Here is a 14,995-nt window from a genome sequence, read left to right as displayed (position 1 = left end):
GCTCACCTCCTGGGGAGCAGCAGAGATCGGTGCCATTCGTAGAAAGCCGGTAGGACGGCACGGAGAACACGGAAAGCTGATATTCCACCGCGTATCGTCCCGATGCGGACGAGCTCGTGCTCCGGAGCGTCCACGACCACCCGTACGGCGGCAACCGGGCGCGGCCCGGACCACAGGGCGGCGCGAAGGGTGGCGGCGGACTCCATATCCACCGCGATCGCTCCGGTGGCCCGCAGCTCGGCCCGCTCATGTCCGCGTACGACATGGGCTGAGCCGGTCAGCGGACCGGTGTGGACGGTGCGGCCGGGCACCGTCCGGGCAAGGGCCTCGGCGAGCAGGTCCGTGCCGGTGCAGGCCGTCGGATCCCCGGCTCCCCGGGTCTCGTCGGCGACCACCAGATCCCCGGGGTGCATACCGGGTGACAGTCCGGCGCAGAAACCCGAGGCAAGGACGGCCATGGCGGGTGCCCGGTCCCGACCGAGCGCCTGTGACACGGCCGCCTCGGCGGCCTTGGGGCCCATGCCCGTACGCAGTACGGTCACCGGGCCCGGAGCCGCGCCGGCCGTGCCTTTGCCGCTGCGCAGGGCGAATTGCTCGATGCCGAGCGCACAGGCGATCAGCAGCGGCGCTGCGGGGCCGGCCGGCCCCGGACCATCGCCCATCAGGCCCCCTTGCGGGTGGCCGTGCGATCGGCGAAGGGTTCGCCGTACACGTACCGCCCGAGTGCGGTGAGCGGGAAGACTTGCCGGTAGAGGTGGTAGTTGATGGAGAAGTCCCAGGGGAAGCCGGTGCCGGTGAAGTACGGCTCGTCCCAGGAGCCGTCGGCCTGCTGGGTCTTGGTGAGCCAGCGCACTCCCCGTTGCACGGCCACGCTGTCCCGCCGCCCCGCGGCGAGCAGCGCGAGCAGTGCCCACGCGGTCTGGGAGGGGGTCGAGGTGCCGTGCCCGATCCACTTCTCCTCGTGGTACGAACGCAGGTCCTCGCCCCAGCCGCCGTCGTCGTTCTGTACGGACTCCAGCCAGCCGACCGCCCGGCGGATCGCCGGATGGGTGCCGGGCAGCCCGGCGGCCACCAGCGCGGGCACCACCGACCCTGTCCCGTACACGTAGTTGACGCCCCAGCGGCCGAACCATCCGCCGTTCGGGTCCTGTTCGGCCAGCAGCCACTCGATGCCGCGTCGGGTGGCGGGGTGCGCGGACCGCCCCTCGACGGCGAGCATCTCCACCACGTGCCCGGTGACGTCAGCGGACGGCGGGTCGATGACCTCACCGAAGTCGGAGAAGGGCAGCCGGTTGGGGAACGGACTGGTGTTGTCCGCGTCGAAGGCTCCCCAGGCCCCGTTGCGGGACTGCATGCCGAGGTTCCAGCGCACTCCGCGCTTGATGGCGGCCTCGACCCGTGCCATGTCGGGGTGGTGGACCCGGCGCAGCGCGAGGACCACTTCCGCGGTGTCGTCGATGTCGGGGTAGTTGTCGTTGTGGAACTCGAACGCCCAGCCGCCCGGGGCGAGTCGGGGGCGGCGTACGGACCAGTCGCCGGGCCGGACGATCTCCTCGCCGAGCATCCAGTCCGCGGCCTTCACGAGCGCCGGGTGGTCGGGGCGGACCCCGGCGTCGGCGAGGGCGATGGTGGCGAGGCAGGTGTCCCAGACCGGGGACTGGCAGGCCTCGATCATCCGGGCGCCGTCCTCGCGCCAGACGGCGAACCGGTCGAGCGATTCGAGTCCGGCCCGCATCACCGGGTGGTCCAGGTCGTAGCCGAGCAGGTGCAGCGCGATGACGGAGTACACGGCGGGCGGCTGGATGCCGCCCCAGCAGCCGTCGTTCTCCTGGCGTTCGATGATCCAGCGGGCCGCGGCGTTCATGGCGGACCTGCGCAGTTTGCGCGGTGCGATCCGGTGGTAGAGGTGCAGCGCCTTGTCGAGGCGCTGGAAGACACCGTCCCAGCTCACCGCCGAAGCAGTACGTCCGGGCGGGTTCGGATGATGTGGATCGGTGTGCAGTTCGTCGAGTGCGAAGGGGGCCGGGCGCACCGGCCGCTTCGCCGAGACGATGGTGAGCGGCACGATGGTCTGGCGGGCCCAGCAGCCGAAGTCATAGATGTTGAGGGGGGCCCATTTGGGAAAGAACATCAGCTCGGGCGGCATCTGAGGCAGGTCGTCCCACTTCCACCAGCCGAAGAGGGCGAGCCAGATCCGGGTGAAGACGCGGCTCGCCGCGATTCCGCCCTGTTCCCTGATCCATCCCGAGGCCCGGGCCATGTGCGGTTCGTCCGGTCGGTCCCCGGCCAGCCGCAGCGCCACGTACGCCTCGATGGTGGTGGAGAGCTCGCCGGGGCCGCCGTGGAAAGTTGCCCAGGTGCCGTCGCCGAGCTGTTCGCCGCGGATGAAGCGGCCCGCCGCCTGGACGACGGTCTGGTCCTGGATGCCCAGGAATTGCCGGAGCATCAGGTCTTCGGCGTCCATGGTGACGTTGGTGGCGAGGTCGCCCTTCCACCAGCCCTGCTCGTCCTGCCTGCCGAGGAGATGCTCCACCGAGCGTTCCGCGGCCTGCCGCGCGGCGGCCTGTACGTCGTCCGCGGCGATGGTTGTTTCGGTCGGATTGCTGGCCGAGGCTGCGCGGGGGTTCACAGCCCCGGTGCTTCCGTCGGTCGTCGCTGTCATGGCTTCCCCTTCGTGCAGTTTGGTCCTCTGCTGTGCTGGGGTCTCCGTCGGCCGGCGCCCGGACGGGCGCCGCTGGCGACTGCGAGTCATATGGAGGAGATAGTGATCATCTCTTTCGTACGACGACGAAGTCAGCGAGCGCTGTGAGCTGCGCCCGCACGGTGGGCGGCATGTCGACGCGGTGCAGTGCCTCGATGGCGACCGCATGCTGTCGGCGGGCCTCCTGGGCGGTCCATTCACGGCCGCCCGCCTCCTCGATGAGCGCCGCGCGGGCGGCGAACTCCTCTTCGGAGAAGCTGTCGAAATCACTGCTCTTGGCGTCGGCGGCGAGCAGTTCACCGAGACGCTCCGAGGCCGGTCCGCCCGCGGCGAGCGCGGCGACGACCGGCAGCGACTTCTTGCGCTGGCGCAGATCGCTCCAGGTCTGCTTGCCGGTGGACTCGGGGTCGCCCCAGATGCCGAGCAGATCATCGACGGCCTGGAAGGCGAGGCCGAGGTGGTGACCGTACGCCTCCAGGGTGTCGGCGGTACGGTCGTCGGCGCCGCCGAGGACCGCGCCGATGGAGCAGGCGCAGGCGAGCAGGGCTCCGGTCTTGTTGCCCTCCATCTCCAGGCACTCCTCGACGGTGACCCGCTCGCGGTGCTCGTAGGAGATGTCCTGGGCCTGACCGTCGATGAGCTTGCGGGTGGCGACGGTCAGTCGGCGGGCCGCCCGGCCCGCCTCGACGGTGCCGAGCTCCAGCAGGATCTCGTTGGCGAGCGCGAAGAGCGCGTCGCCGACGAGGATCGCCTGGGCGGGGCCGTGCACCTTCCAGACGGTGTCGCGGTGGCGGCGCTGTTCGTCGCCGTCCATCAGGTCGTCGTGCAGCAGCGAGAAGTTGTGCACGAGTTCGACGGCCACGGCGCCGGGGACGCCTGCCTCGGCGGTGGCGCCGGCCGCCTCCGCGGACAGCAGGGCGAGCGCCGGGCGGACGGCCTTGCCGCCGTCGCCGTCGGAGGGCCGTCCCTGGGCGTCGATCCAGCCGAAGTGGTAGGCGGCGACGGTATCCATGGGCGGTGCGAGCCGGTCAACGGCGGCCCGTAGCACCGGCGTGGAAAGGGCCCGTCCGCGCTCCAGAAGCGCGGTGACGTCCGTGTCGGCCACGGTGTCGAAAGCCGGATTCGCCGGGGTCACTGACTCTCCTCTTGTTCCGGTGGTACTGCTCATGCCGCCTCCTGCAGCGGATGTTCATGGGAGCGGCCGAGCGCCCGGAGCGCGGCGTCCGCCGCGCTGAACCCGCTGCGGACGGCACCTTCCATCGTCGCGGGCCAGCCGGTGGCCGTCCACGCTCCGGCCAGGCTGAGGCCGGGGGCACGGGTGCCGGCTCCGGGCCGCAGTCGGCCGACGCCGGGGGCGGGGGCGAAGGTCGCCGTGCGCTCCCGGGTGACGAAGAAGTCTCTGATCCCGGCCCCGCGGGCGGCCGGAAGGAGCCGCTCCAGCTCGGGCAGGTAGCGCCTTCGCAGCTCGGCGACGGGGAGGTCGATCTCCTCGTCCGCGGCGGACTGGGACACCGCGAGGTACTGCCCGGGGCCGGTGAGGCCCGAGGCGTCCGTACGGTCGAAGACCCACTGGACCGGGGAGCCGAGCGCGGTGAAGAACGGGCGGCGCAGCACCTTGCGGTCGTAGACGACGTGCACGTTGAGGATCGGCGAGGTGCCGATGTCGAGCAGCCGCTCCGGCGCGTCGAGCGCGCCCGTGGGCAGCAGGTCGTGGGTCTCGCGCTGCGGGACGGCGAGGACGACGGTGTCCGCCTCGATCCGTTCGCCGCCGGCCTCGACGGCCCAGCGGCCGTCCTCCGTGCGGGTGACGGAGGACGCTCTGGTGCGCAGCTCGGTGCGTACTCCGGCGGAGTCGAGTGCCTTGCGGGCCAGCGTGTCGTGGATGTCGCCGAGCGGCACGCTCGCCCAGCCGATGTCGGCGGCGCCGGGCTCGGACAGGAGTCCGGTCTTGAACACCTTCGCCGCGAGGGCCAGCGAGGAGTTCGGCGCGGTGGCGTTGAGCGTGGCGACGCCGACCAGGTCCCAGAGGGCCTCGATGGTGCGCGGCGACTGGCCGTGCCGGGTGAGCCAGCTGCCGAAGTCGACGGCGTCGAGCGCGGGGTCGTCCGGGTCCAGGCGGCCCAGCGCCAGTGCGGCGCGTCCGACGCTCGCCCGCTCGCTGAGCGAGAGATGCGGGTAGCCCACGAGTCCGGCGGCGAGGTGGAAAGGCACCGGCAGCGCGTTGCGGCGCAGCCTTCCCAGCCGGGGGCCCGCGGGGCGTCCGACATCGAGAACGGGCACGTCCAAACGGTTTTGCAGGGGCGCCAGGCGCGTTCCGTCGACGCGGTCGAGGAACCAGCGGTAGGCGGTGCAGCAGCGCAGGTAGACGTGCTGTCCGTTGTCGACCGTCAGTTCGCCGCGCCGGAAGGAGAAAACGAGTCCGCCGAGCCGGGGCCGCCCTTCGAGCAGGGTCACGTCAAGCCTGGCGTCGGCGAGCCGCAGGGCCGCGGTGATGCCGGCGAGTCCGCCGCCGATCACGACCGCGTGGGAGGGACGCGGGGCGTCGTTCGTCATGCGCCCTCCTTTCGACGGGTCACTTCAGTCAGGGACGCGTCAGTACACCAGAGGGTTGACCACCGATGGAAGCGCGTTTCCGTGCCGCACATGATGCGTGAGATATCCCAACGGCGCATCAGACACGCCCCCTGGCCGTCCGGCGGGAGACATAGCGCGCGTCGAGACCCGAGAGTCCGCGCACCGCGACGTACGCCTTCTCGTGGCCCGGCAGCGAGACCCGGCCGCGCAGCACCGCCTCGGGGTCGCGCTCGATCCGGTCCAGCAGCCGGCGGTAGATGCCCGCCATGGCCGCGACACAGGCACCGCTGCGCCGGTCCAGCATCGGCAGCAGCCGGTACCCCTCGGCGAACAGGGTGCGGGCACGCCGTACCTCGAAGTGGACCAGGCCCGCGAAGTCCGCTCCGGGCGGCGGAGTGGCCCGGTGGAACCCGGCCGAGCAGCCGAACTTGGCGAGGTCGTCGGCGGGCAGATACGTACGCCCGTTACCGGCGTCCTCGCGGACGTCGCGCAGGATGTTGGTCAGCTGGAGCGCGAGGCCGAGCGTGTCGGCGTACTCCGCTGCCCGGTCGGCGCCCGGAGCGCCCGATTCCGTACCGAAGACGCCCAGGCTGAGGCGGCCGATGGCGCCCGCGACACAGCGGCAGTAGGCCTTGAGGTCGTCCCAGGTCTCGTACGTCGCGCCGCGCACATCCATCAGCACGCCGTCGATGAGTTCGTCGAGCCCGCTGAGCGGGAGTGGGAATCTGCGCGCGGCGTCGGCGAGCGCGACGGCCACCGGGTCGGTGTCGTCCTCGTCGATCGCGCCGTCACGGATCCGGTCCAGGACGGTGCGGGTGCTCTCCAGCCGGGTCCGCTTGGTCTCCGGCTCCAACTCGCCGTCACCGATGTCGTCGACGCGACGGGAGAAGGCGTACAGCGCCGACATGGCCTGTCGCTTCTCGGCCGGCAGCAGTCTGATGCCGTACGCGAAGTTACGCGCCTGCTGTCCGGTGACCGCCTCGCAGTAACTGTATGCGGCCTGTACCGGTGCCGACATGTACGTCGTCTGTCCCTCCACGGTCCGGCTCACCCCTCTCTACGCGCTCTTCGCAAGACAACTCCCACCTCGCGCAGCAGGCTGGGCTTGGTGGGCTTGGGCGGTCCGGGCAGTACGTCGAACCCGGCGGCCGCGATCGCGGTGAGGGCGGCACGTCCCCCTCCCACGAATCCGGCGAGAAGCAGCTTGAGCCTGCCGTGGACGCTACCCACCAGGGGGGTGCCTTCATTCAGCAGTTCCCGAGCGCGTTCTGCTTCGTACGCAACCAGCGAACGCACCGATGCGCCCCCGGAGGGGGCGGTCAGATCGGTTTCGCGGACGTGGAACCGGGCCATGTCGTCCGCGGGCAGGTAGATCCGGTCGGCGGCGAGGTCCTCGGCGACGTCCTGGAGGTGCTCGACGATCTGCAGGGCCGTGCAGACGGCGTCGGAGCGGCGGATGCGTTCGGGGCTGGCGGTTCCGGTGATCTGCAGGACCAGCCGGCCCACGGGATTGGCGGAGAGCTCGCAGTAGGCGGCGAGCTCCTCGTACGTTCCGTAGCGGCGGATCTTCTGGTCCTGCCGGTTCGCCTCGATGAGGCCGAGGAAGGGTTCGGGGGTGAGCGAGCAGCGCCGCACGGTGGGGCGCAGCGCGCGCAGCAGGGGGTGCTGCGGCCCCTCGCCCACGGTGTTGAAGACCCGGTGCAGATCGGCCTCGAAGGCATCGAGCATGACGAGCCGGTCGTCGGTCTGCTCGGGATCGAGGCCGAGGTGGCGGGCATCCGCGCCGCCGGGCGTGAGGTCTCCGTCGCCGATGTCGTCGACGAGACGGGCGTAGCCGTAGACGGCCATCAGGTCGTCGCGCCAGGCGCGCGGCAGAAAGAAGGGAGCTACCGGAAAATTCTCGTCAGCGGCCTTGTCGAGGGTGCTGGGCGCGGCGGCATCGTGGTGCGCCTGCCGGGTAGGGGTCACCACCGACCGCCCGGCGCTGGGACGGCGTGAGCACCTCGGAGCTGGAGATTTTCCGTCATAGCCGTCACATCTCCCGTTCTACACTGCTGACCCAAAACATCCCATTCCGGACACGCCGCCCGCTCTACCGAGTGCGGAGCACGCCGTCAGGCCGTGTGGCCAGGCGGTATCGCCCCACTTGCAACGAATCAGCACCACTACAGCTTACGTTGTACAACGCTCATCGATACGTCGGGGTGTTGCGCGCACAGGAGCAACGCGTCCTGCCCCGCCAACCTTCCCCGTGCGCAAGGAAATTGACGTCATCCGCCGGGAGGAGATCGTGTCCGGGGCGTACCGCCGCGCGTGCAGGCCGCCCGGCGGGGTCCGTGGTCCGGGCACGGACGCGGCCTCCACCGGAACTCTCCGGCGGGGGCCGCGTCCGTGCCACGGGACCGAAGGACGCGCTACTTGCCGGTCTCGCGCTCGTACGCCTTGAGGACCTCGTCCGTCGGGCCGTCCATCAGCAACTCACCCTTTTCCAGCCAGAGCACCCGGTCGCAGGTGTCCCTGATGGACTTGTTGCTGTGGCTGACCAGGAAGACGGTGCCCGCCTCCTTGCGGAGTTCCCTGATGCGCTTCTCGGAGCGGATCTGGAACTTGCGGTCACCGGTGGCCAGCGCCTCGTCGATCATGAGGACGTCGTGGTTCTTCGCGGCCGCGATGGAGAAACGCAGCCGGGCGGCCATGCCGGAGGAGTACGTCCGCATCGGCAGGGTGATGAAGTCACCCTTCTCGTTGATGCCGGAGAAGTCGACGATCCCCTGGTAGCGCTCGCGGATCTCCTCGCGCGACATGCCCATCGCGAGGCCGCCGAGCACGACGTTGCGCTCGCCGGTCAGATCGCTCATCAACGCCGCGTTGACCCCGAGCAGCGACGGCTGGCCGTCCGTGTACACCTTGCCCTGCTCGGTCGGCAGCAGTCCGGCGATGGCCCGTAGCAGGGTCGACTTGCCGGAGCCGTTCGTCCCGATGAGGCCGATGGCCTCGCCGCGGTAGGCGGTGAAGGAGACGCCGCGGACGGCGTGCACCTTCCGTACACCGCGCGCCTCGCCCTTGCCGCGGCGCAGTATCCGGCTCAGCGCCGCGGTGGCGCTGCCCTTGCCTCCGCCGGCACCGTTGACCCGGTACACGATGTGCACGTCGTCGGCGATGACGGTGGGGACGCGTCCCGAAGTGTTGTCGTCAGCCACGGCCGTACCGTTCCTCTGCCTTCCAGAAGTACACGAAGCCCACCAGGCCGATGAGGACCGCCCAGGCCAGCGCCACGATCCAGACGTGCGCCGGCAGGTTGCCCGAGCCGTAGCCGTCGATCAGCGCGAAGCGAATCAGGTCCATGTAGATGGCCGCCGGGTTGTACTGCAGCACATCGGCGATCCAGGCCGGCTTGTCCTTGAGCATCACCGGGATGGAGAACATGACGCCCGACGCGTACATCCAGGTCCGCATGATGAAGGGCATGAGCTGGGCGAGGTCGGGGGTCTTGCTGCCCAGCCTGGCCATGATCAGCGCCAGTCCGGTGTTGAAGAAGAACTGCAGGGTCAGCGCCGGAATGATCAGCAGCCAGGAGAGACTCGGGTAGCTGCCGAAGGCGACGGCCACGACCGCGAGCACGACCATCGAGTACAGCAGTTGCTGGAGCTGCTGCAACGAGAACGAGATCGGCAGCGAGGCGCGCGGGAAGTGCAGCGCACGGACCAGCCCCAGGTTGCCGGAGATGGCCCGCACACCCGCCATCACCGAGCTCTGGGTGAAGGTGAAGACGAAGACGCCGGTCACCAGGAAAGGGATGAAGACCTCCTGGGTCATTCCCTTCCGGGTTCCCAGGATCAGCCCGAAGATCAGGTAGTAGACGAGAGCGTTGAGCAGCGGCGTGGCCACCTGCCACAGCTGGCCGAGCTTCGCCTGGCTGTACTGGGCGGTCAGCTTCGCTCGGGAGAACGCCAGGATGAAGTGGCGCCGGCCCCAGAGCCGCCGGATGTACTCGAAGAGCCCTGGCCGGGCGCCGCTCACCGTCAGGCCGTACTTGGCGGCCCTCTCGGCCGCGCTCAGGCCGTCGTCGGCGGATGGTGGGGTGCTCAGTGCGACCGCACCATCATGGGTTGTGTCACTCACCAGATAAAACTCTCGTATTCAAGATGCGCAGCCAGTCGCGGGCGCGGCTCGGAGCGGACAGGTCCCGTGGAGAAGATGTCGGAGCGGACAGGTCCCGTGGAGAAGATGTACCTCTCATGCTCTCAGAGGAGAGCCTCTCAGATCACGGGAGGCCGACCCAGTCTGGTCAGCCGCCATACAGTGCGCCATCGCATCGGACGGCGGGTGCCGCAGGACGTGGACCAGCCTTCCCGGAAGCCCCCGAACCACGCCTTCAGGGCCGGGCCGGAGGGCTTGCGAAGCAGGGTCAGCAACAGCCACACGCCGAGGTAGACGGGGACCAGCGGGGCGGGCAGGTTGCGCCGGGCCAGCCACACCCGGTTGCGGGCCACCATGCGGTGGTACACCGCGTGCCGTGACGGGGCGGTGGTCGGGTGGTCGAGGACCATGTCCGCGCGGTAGTCGATCATCCAGCCGGCGTCCAGTGCCCGCCAGGCGAGGTCGGTCTCCTCGTGCGCGTAGAAGAACTGGCCCGGCAGCGGCCCGACGTCGGCGATGACCTTGGTGCGTACGGCGTTGGCGCCGCCGAGGAAAGTCGTCACCCGCGAGGAGCGCATCGGGTCGGAGGCCCGCAGCCGTGGCACGTGGCGGCGCTGCGTGACACCGGTGTCGGGGTCGGCGATGCGGAAACTGATGATGCCCAGCTCGGGATCGGCGTCGAAGGCCTGTCGGCACAGCTCGGCGGTGTCGGTGAGCGGCAGCAGTCCGTCGTCGTCGAGGAAGAGCAGGGCGTCCACATCGGCACCGGACGGGCCGAAAGCCTCGATCCCGACGTTGCGGCCGCCGGGGATGCCCAGGTTCTCGGGCAGCTCGACGGTGCGTACGCCCGCGGGGACGTCCGGTACGGGGGCGCCGTTGCCGACGACCACCACTTCGATCCGGTCGCCGTCCTGCTTGGCGACCGAATCGAGGAGGGCACGCAGCTCCGCGGGGCGGTTTCCCATCGTGATGACGACCGCGCCGAGCTTCATCGGATTGCTCACTTCAGCCTGCTCGACGCCAGGATCGACACGAGGTGCAGCAGGGTCTGCAGCAGGGCGATGCCGGCCAGCACCGCGACCATGAGACGGGTGAAGAACAGATCGTCCCTGACCGCGTCGAGGACGGCCGCCACCAGGATCACCAGTGACGCCTCGACGCCGAGGATCAGCCGGTGGAACTTGAGCGCGCCGGCGGCCCGGCGGGCGAGCGCCATGCCGGACGAGCGCGGCTCGGAGGCGGCCTCCTTGACCGGCGGCAGACCGCCCTGGTGGCGTGCGACGCCGACGAGGTCGGTCTCGGCCTTGATCAGGATGGCGCCGAGGGCCGCGAGAGTTCCCAGGAAGGCCCACAGCCAGTCGATCCGTCCGGAGCCCCACGGATCGGCGGCGCGCAGGCCGAAACCGACCAGTACGGCCGCGTCGCAGAGATACGCGCCGACCCGGTCCAGGTAGACCCCGCCCAGGGAGAACTGCTTCTTCCAGCGGGCCACCTCGCCGTCGACGCAGTCGAGCAGTAGGTAGAGCTGGACCATGAGGACGCCGAGCAGCGCTCCGGGAATGCCGGGAACGAGCAGCGCCGGAGCGGCTAGCACGCCCGCGACGGTCATCACGTAGGTCAGCTGGTTGGGCGTGACCTTGGTGTTCACCAGGTGCCGGTCCACGCGCAGGGAGATCTCGCGCATGTAGAGCCGACCCGCCCAGTGTTCGCCGCTGCGCCGGTCCTTCACGCCCGGAGGGTGCACGACCGGACGGAGTTCAGCTATGGATGGCTTTTGCATAGTCGGCGTACGCGTCCCTGATCTGGTCGGTGGACAGGTTGAGGTGTTCCAGGATCGTGAAGCGGCCCGGGCGGGTCTGCGGGGCGTAGTCGACGGCCTGGACGAACTCGTCGGCGGTGAAGCCGATCTCTTCGGGCAGGACGGGCAGACCATGGCGGCGCAGGGTGGCCACCATGAGCAGCGACTCCTCGCGCGCACCGCGCAGATGCATGGCGAAGCAGGCACCGAGGCCGACCTGCTCGCCGTGGCTCGCCGCACGCCTGGGGTACAGCAGGTCGAAGGCATGGTTGATCTCGTGGCAGGCGCCCGAGGCGGGCCGGGAATCCCCGGCGACCGACATCGAGATGCCGGTCAGCACGAGGCCCTCGGCCAGTACCTTGAGGAAGGCGTCGTCACCGATCCCGCCGGGGTGGCGCAGCACGGCCTCGCCGGCCTGCCGGGCCATGGCCGCGGCGAGTCCGTCGATCTCCTCGCCCTTGACCTCGTGGGCGAGTTCCCAGTCGGCCACGCAGGAAATGTTGGACACCGCGTCGCCGATGCCGGAGCGCACGAAACGGGCCGGTGCGTCGCGGACGACGTCGAGGTCGATGACGACGGCGATCGGAGTGGGGACCCCGTAGGAGCCCCGGCCGTTGTCGTTGTCCAGGGTCGCGACGGGCGAGCAGAGACCGTCGTGCGCGAGGTTCGTCGCCACCGCGACCATGGGCAGGCCGACGCGTGCCGCGGCGTACTTCGCCACGTCGACGATCTTGCCGCCACCGAGGCCGACCACCGCGTCGTAACGGTTGCCCCTGATGTCGTCGGCGAGCTTGACGGCCGAGTCGAGGGTGCCGTCGGTGACCGGGTACCAGTGGGCGCCGGGCAGCGCGGGGGCCAGCCGCTCGCGCAGCGCCCGACCCGAACCGTCGCTGATCGCGAGGGCGAGCTTGCCGGAGGCGGAGATCCGCTGGTCGGCAAGGAGGCCGGCCAGATCGTCCAGGGCGCCGCGACGGATGTCGACGACGACCGGGGACGGAATGAGCCGGGTCAGTACTGGCACGCGATCTCACGGCCCTTCGCGAGGTCGTCGTGGTTGTCGATCTCCACCCACGTCACGTCGCCGATGGGGGCCACGTCGACGGTGAAGCCGCGGTTCACGAGCTCCTGGTAGCCGTCCTCGTAGTAGAGGTCGGGGTCGCGCAGATACGTGGTCTTCAGCGCGTCGGCGAGCTCGGCGGCGGCCTCCGGCTCGATGAGGGTGACACCGATGTACTCACCGGTCGCGGTGGCCGGGTCCATCAGCTTCGTGATGCGCCGCACACCCTTGTCGCCCTCGGTGATGACCTTCATCTCCTCGTCGGCGAGGTGCTTCACCGTGTCGAGGGCGAGGATTATCTTCCGGCCGTCGCCGCGGGCGGCGAGCAGGGTCTTCTCGACGGAGACCGGGTGGACGGTGTCGCCGTTGGCCAGGATCACACCGCGCGTCAGGACGTCACGGGCGCACCACAGGGAGTAGGCGTTGTTCCACTCCTCGGCCTTGTCGTTGTCGATCAGGGTGAGGGTGACGCCGTACTTGGCCTCCAGTTCGGCCTTGCGGTCGTACACGGCTTCCTTGCGGTACCCGACGACGACGGCGACCTCGGTGAGACCGATCTCCGCGAAGTTCGCCAGCGTGAGGTCCAGCACTGTCTTCTCGCCGTCGACCGGCACGAGGGCCTTCGGGAGCGTGTCGGTGTAGGGGCGCAGACGCCGTCCTGCACCGGCTGCCAGTACGAGGCCGATCATGCGGGTTCTCCTTCGTCGTGAACGGCGGGTGCTCCGGAGGACACCCAGAAGCGGATGGACTCCACGAGGACCACCAGTGCCACAGCCGCTGCGAGCGCGGTCAGTGCCACGGTGAATGCTGAATGCCGGGTGAATACGGCGGCGAGTACGGCCACCACCAGGGTGCGGCCCTCGTGCCCACCGATCGTGCGTACCAGCCACTGGGGCGGCGCGCCGGTGCCGCCGCGGATGCGGTACACGGTGTCGTAGTGATGGTAGGCGACGGCCGAGACGAGGCCGAAGGCTGCCGGAAGGGCTCCCGGGACATCGCTGCGGGCGGCGAGGACGAGGATGGTGCAGTACTCCGCCGCCCTGAATATCGGGGATACGAGCCAGTCGAGGGCGCCCTTGAGGGGGTGAGCGACCGCCATGCCCGAGCAGATCGCGTAGAAGACCGCGGCGAAGATCATCTGCTTGCTGCCGAACGGCTGCTGCAACGCGGCGGCGATCAGGGCCCCCGCGCCGACGAACGCGATCACGGGTGCGCTCCAGGCACCCCCGATCCGGGGGCCCCGTGCCGCCACGAACCGTGCGAGGGGACCGGAGTCGGTCAGGTCCGCGAGTGCGCGGGTCGCTCGGTCGGTGCGCTCCGCCTTGCGGGTCAGCGAGCGCAGCAGACGGCCCGCCGTGGTGTAGCAGGCGGCGAAGGCGCAGCCGATGAGCAGGGCGTAGAAGACGATCCGGGGCGTGGTCACCGCGGTCAGTACGGCGATCATGACCCAGCGCTCGCCGATCGGCAGCACTATCATCCGGCGCAGCCACACCGTCCAGCCGACGCTGTCGAGCCGGTCGGAGAGGGCTGCCGTGGGGCTCGAACTGGCCACCGCGTCGTGGTTGGCCTCGTTGAACGAGAAGTCGATGACATGGCGGCAGGCCTGGAGCACCATCGCGCCGAGGGCCAGTGCCCAGACGTCGTCGCCGCCGCGGGCGGCGCCGAGTGCGAGGCCCGCGTAGTACGCGTACTCCTTGGCCCGGTCGAAGGTGGCGTCCAGCCAGGCGCCCATCGTCGAGTACTGCAGCGAATAGCGGGCGAGCTGCCCGTCGGTGCAGTCCAGGACGAACGAGAAGAGCAGCAGCAGTCCGGCGGCGATGTAGCCGTCGCGGGTGCCGGTCGCCGCGCTGCCCGCCGCGATCAGCGCGGTGAGCAGGGACGCGGTGGTGACCTGGTTCGGGGTGAGGCCGCGGCGGGCGCACCAGCGGGCGATGTAGCGGGAGTACGGGCTGATGAAGAACGTGGTGAAGAATCCGTCGCGGGCCTTCACGGCGCTGCGCAGTCGTACCGCCTCGTCGTCGACCGCGGCGACAGCGCTCTGCGCGGCGGCGCGCGCGGACTCGTCGGCCGGGACGGCGGCGACCAGCGAGCCGAGCTCGGGGCGTTGCACGGGGGTGCCTTCGGCGTCCATGGTGACGGCGAGGCGGCCCGGGACGGTGCGGTCGGTGACCGTCGCCGTGGCGCCCGGACCGGCCGGGACGCGCGCGCCGACGGCCGCAGCGGTGGTGCTCAGGGCCCGGACGAGCGCGGGGCGCGCCTCCGGCTGCGCGGTGAGCGCGCCGGGCACGGTGGCGGCGGGGAAGCGCGGGTCGGTGAGTCCGAGCCGCAGGGCGTGGACGTGGCCGACGAAACGGGGGTCGACCAGTGCGATGCGGCGGTCGGCGGGGACGTCGGCGAGCAGCCGTGCGGCCTCGGTCGCGTCGGCGGCGATCTGTACGTCGAAGCCCAGCGACCGCAGATCGTCCGCGAGCGACGATCCGGGTACCGGTGCACCGGTGAGGATGGCGGTCGACAGACGAACTCACTCCTTGGTGCTGACGGACTGGCGCGCGACAGTGCGGCCCGGAAGCGGGCCGGCGGCACGTCGGCAGAGGCTATCGGATGAACGGAAGTGGGAGTTCACTGCCCGTTTGCGCTCCGTTCGGGGTGGACCGGCATCATGCGGCGCCGCCCGCGGTCATCATCGTCGATCCCGGCCTCACCTGACAAAACGCGAGGCGCGGGT

Annotated in this window: 14 protein-coding genes; 1 reads left to right on the top strand and 13 read right to left on the bottom strand. The window is 70.3% G+C overall.

Translation table 11 applies throughout. The features are described from left to right. Positions 1–2: 2 nt before the first annotated feature. The 13 genes from OG936_RS31690 to OG936_RS31630 form a co-directional block, all read right to left on the bottom strand. Positions 3–662, bottom strand: a complete 660-nt coding sequence (locus tag OG936_RS31690) for a 1-hydroxy-2-methyl-2-butenyl 4-diphosphate reductase (RefSeq protein ID WP_406499377.1) — start codon at positions 660–662, stop codon at positions 3–5. Then, positions 662–2,662: a squalene--hopene cyclase gene (gene shc, locus OG936_RS31685; protein WP_406499376.1), complete on the bottom strand. Its 2,001-nt coding sequence runs from the start codon at positions 2,660–2,662 to the stop codon at positions 662–664. Before shc ends, OG936_RS31690 begins: the two co-directional genes overlap by 1 nt. A 106-nt stretch (positions 2,663–2,768) precedes the next feature. Beyond that, complete coding sequence (locus tag OG936_RS31680) at positions 2,769–3,869, bottom strand: polyprenyl synthetase family protein (protein ID WP_383763509.1); 1,101 nt, start codon at positions 3,867–3,869, stop codon at positions 2,769–2,771. Continuing rightward, entirely contained in the window at positions 3,866–5,254 is a 1,389-nt protein-coding gene (hpnE, locus tag OG936_RS31675; RefSeq protein WP_406499375.1) for a hydroxysqualene dehydroxylase HpnE, read from the bottom strand. Before hpnE ends, OG936_RS31680 begins: the two co-directional genes overlap by 4 nt. A 118-nt stretch (positions 5,255–5,372) precedes the next feature. Continuing rightward, on the bottom strand, positions 5,373–6,293 hold the full coding sequence (gene hpnD / locus OG936_RS31670) for a presqualene diphosphate synthase HpnD (protein WP_406499374.1): 921 nt from the start codon (positions 6,291–6,293) through the stop codon (positions 5,373–5,375). A 29-nt stretch (positions 6,294–6,322) separates the two neighbouring features. Beyond that, positions 6,323–7,243, bottom strand: coding sequence for a squalene synthase HpnC (gene hpnC / locus OG936_RS31665; protein ID WP_406499373.1), 921 nt, complete (start codon positions 7,241–7,243; stop codon positions 6,323–6,325). Between the two features lie 446 nt (positions 7,244–7,689). Beyond that, on the bottom strand, positions 7,690–8,475 hold the full coding sequence (locus OG936_RS31660; protein ID WP_406499372.1) for an ABC transporter ATP-binding protein: 786 nt from the start codon (positions 8,473–8,475) through the stop codon (positions 7,690–7,692). Further along, positions 8,468–9,397 carry an ABC transporter permease gene (locus OG936_RS31655; protein ID WP_406499371.1) on the bottom strand — a complete coding sequence of 310 codons (930 nt, stop codon included), beginning with the start codon at positions 9,395–9,397 and terminating at the stop codon, positions 8,468–8,470. Before OG936_RS31655 ends, OG936_RS31660 begins: the two co-directional genes overlap by 8 nt. Before the next feature lie 137 nt (positions 9,398–9,534). Further along, positions 9,535–10,407 (bottom strand): glycosyltransferase family 2 protein, encoded by an 873-nt coding sequence (locus tag OG936_RS31650; RefSeq protein WP_406500684.1) that lies wholly within the window; start codon positions 10,405–10,407, stop codon positions 9,535–9,537. An 8-nt stretch (positions 10,408–10,415) separates the two neighbouring features. After that, complete coding sequence (locus tag OG936_RS31645; RefSeq protein WP_406499370.1) at positions 10,416–11,195, bottom strand: CDP-alcohol phosphatidyltransferase family protein; 780 nt, start codon at positions 11,193–11,195, stop codon at positions 10,416–10,418. Then, positions 11,173–12,234, bottom strand: a complete 1,062-nt coding sequence (locus OG936_RS31640) for an iron-containing alcohol dehydrogenase family protein (protein WP_406499369.1) — start codon at positions 12,232–12,234, stop codon at positions 11,173–11,175. Before OG936_RS31640 ends, OG936_RS31645 begins: the two co-directional genes overlap by 23 nt. Continuing rightward, complete coding sequence (locus tag OG936_RS31635; RefSeq protein ID WP_266750340.1) at positions 12,222–12,959, bottom strand: phosphocholine cytidylyltransferase family protein; 738 nt, start codon at positions 12,957–12,959, stop codon at positions 12,222–12,224. The genes OG936_RS31640 and OG936_RS31635 overlap by 13 nt, the downstream gene beginning before the upstream one ends. Beyond that, positions 12,956–14,728: a DUF5941 domain-containing protein gene (locus OG936_RS31630; RefSeq protein WP_406500683.1), complete on the bottom strand. Its 1,773-nt coding sequence runs from the start codon at positions 14,726–14,728 to the stop codon at positions 12,956–12,958. The genes OG936_RS31635 and OG936_RS31630 overlap by 4 nt, the downstream gene beginning before the upstream one ends. Here OG936_RS31630 and OG936_RS31625 point away from each other — a divergent pair. Next, positions 14,609–14,875, top strand: coding sequence for a hypothetical protein (locus tag OG936_RS31625; RefSeq protein ID WP_406499368.1), 267 nt, complete (start codon positions 14,609–14,611; stop codon positions 14,873–14,875). The two genes, OG936_RS31630 and OG936_RS31625, sit on opposite strands and share 120 nt — an antisense overlap. Positions 14,876–14,995: the final 120 nt, after the last annotated feature.

Source organism: Streptomyces sp. NBC_00846, assembly GCF_045207325.1.
In the GTDB taxonomy this organism is placed as follows: domain Bacteria; phylum Actinomycetota; class Actinomycetes; order Streptomycetales; family Streptomycetaceae; genus Streptomyces.
Note: the sequence above shows the minus strand (reverse complement) of the source record. Positions and strands in the feature narration are given on the sequence as shown.

Coding starts and splice junctions, on each gene's coding strand:
- OG936_RS31680 (WP_383763509.1), bottom strand. CDS start 3,869: ATGAGCAGTACCACCGGAACAAGAGGAGAGTCAGTGACCCCGGCGAAT.
- OG936_RS31650 (WP_406500684.1), bottom strand. CDS start 10,407: ATGAAGCTCGGCGCGGTCGTCATCACGATGGGAAACCGCCCCGCGGAG.
- hpnE (WP_406499375.1), bottom strand. CDS start 5,254: ATGACGAACGACGCCCCGCGTCCCTCCCACGCGGTCGTGATCGGCGGC.
- hpnD (WP_406499374.1), bottom strand. CDS start 6,293: ATGTCGGCACCGGTACAGGCCGCATACAGTTACTGCGAGGCGGTCACC.
- OG936_RS31635 (WP_266750340.1), bottom strand. CDS start 12,959: ATGATCGGCCTCGTACTGGCAGCCGGTGCAGGACGGCGTCTGCGCCCC.
- OG936_RS31690 (WP_406499377.1), bottom strand. CDS start 662: ATGGGCGATGGTCCGGGGCCGGCCGGCCCCGCAGCGCCGCTGCTGATC.
- OG936_RS31645 (WP_406499370.1), bottom strand. CDS start 11,195: ATGCAAAAGCCATCCATAGCTGAACTCCGTCCGGTCGTGCACCCTCCG.
- shc (WP_406499376.1), bottom strand. CDS start 2,662: ATGACAGCGACGACCGACGGAAGCACCGGGGCTGTGAACCCCCGCGCA.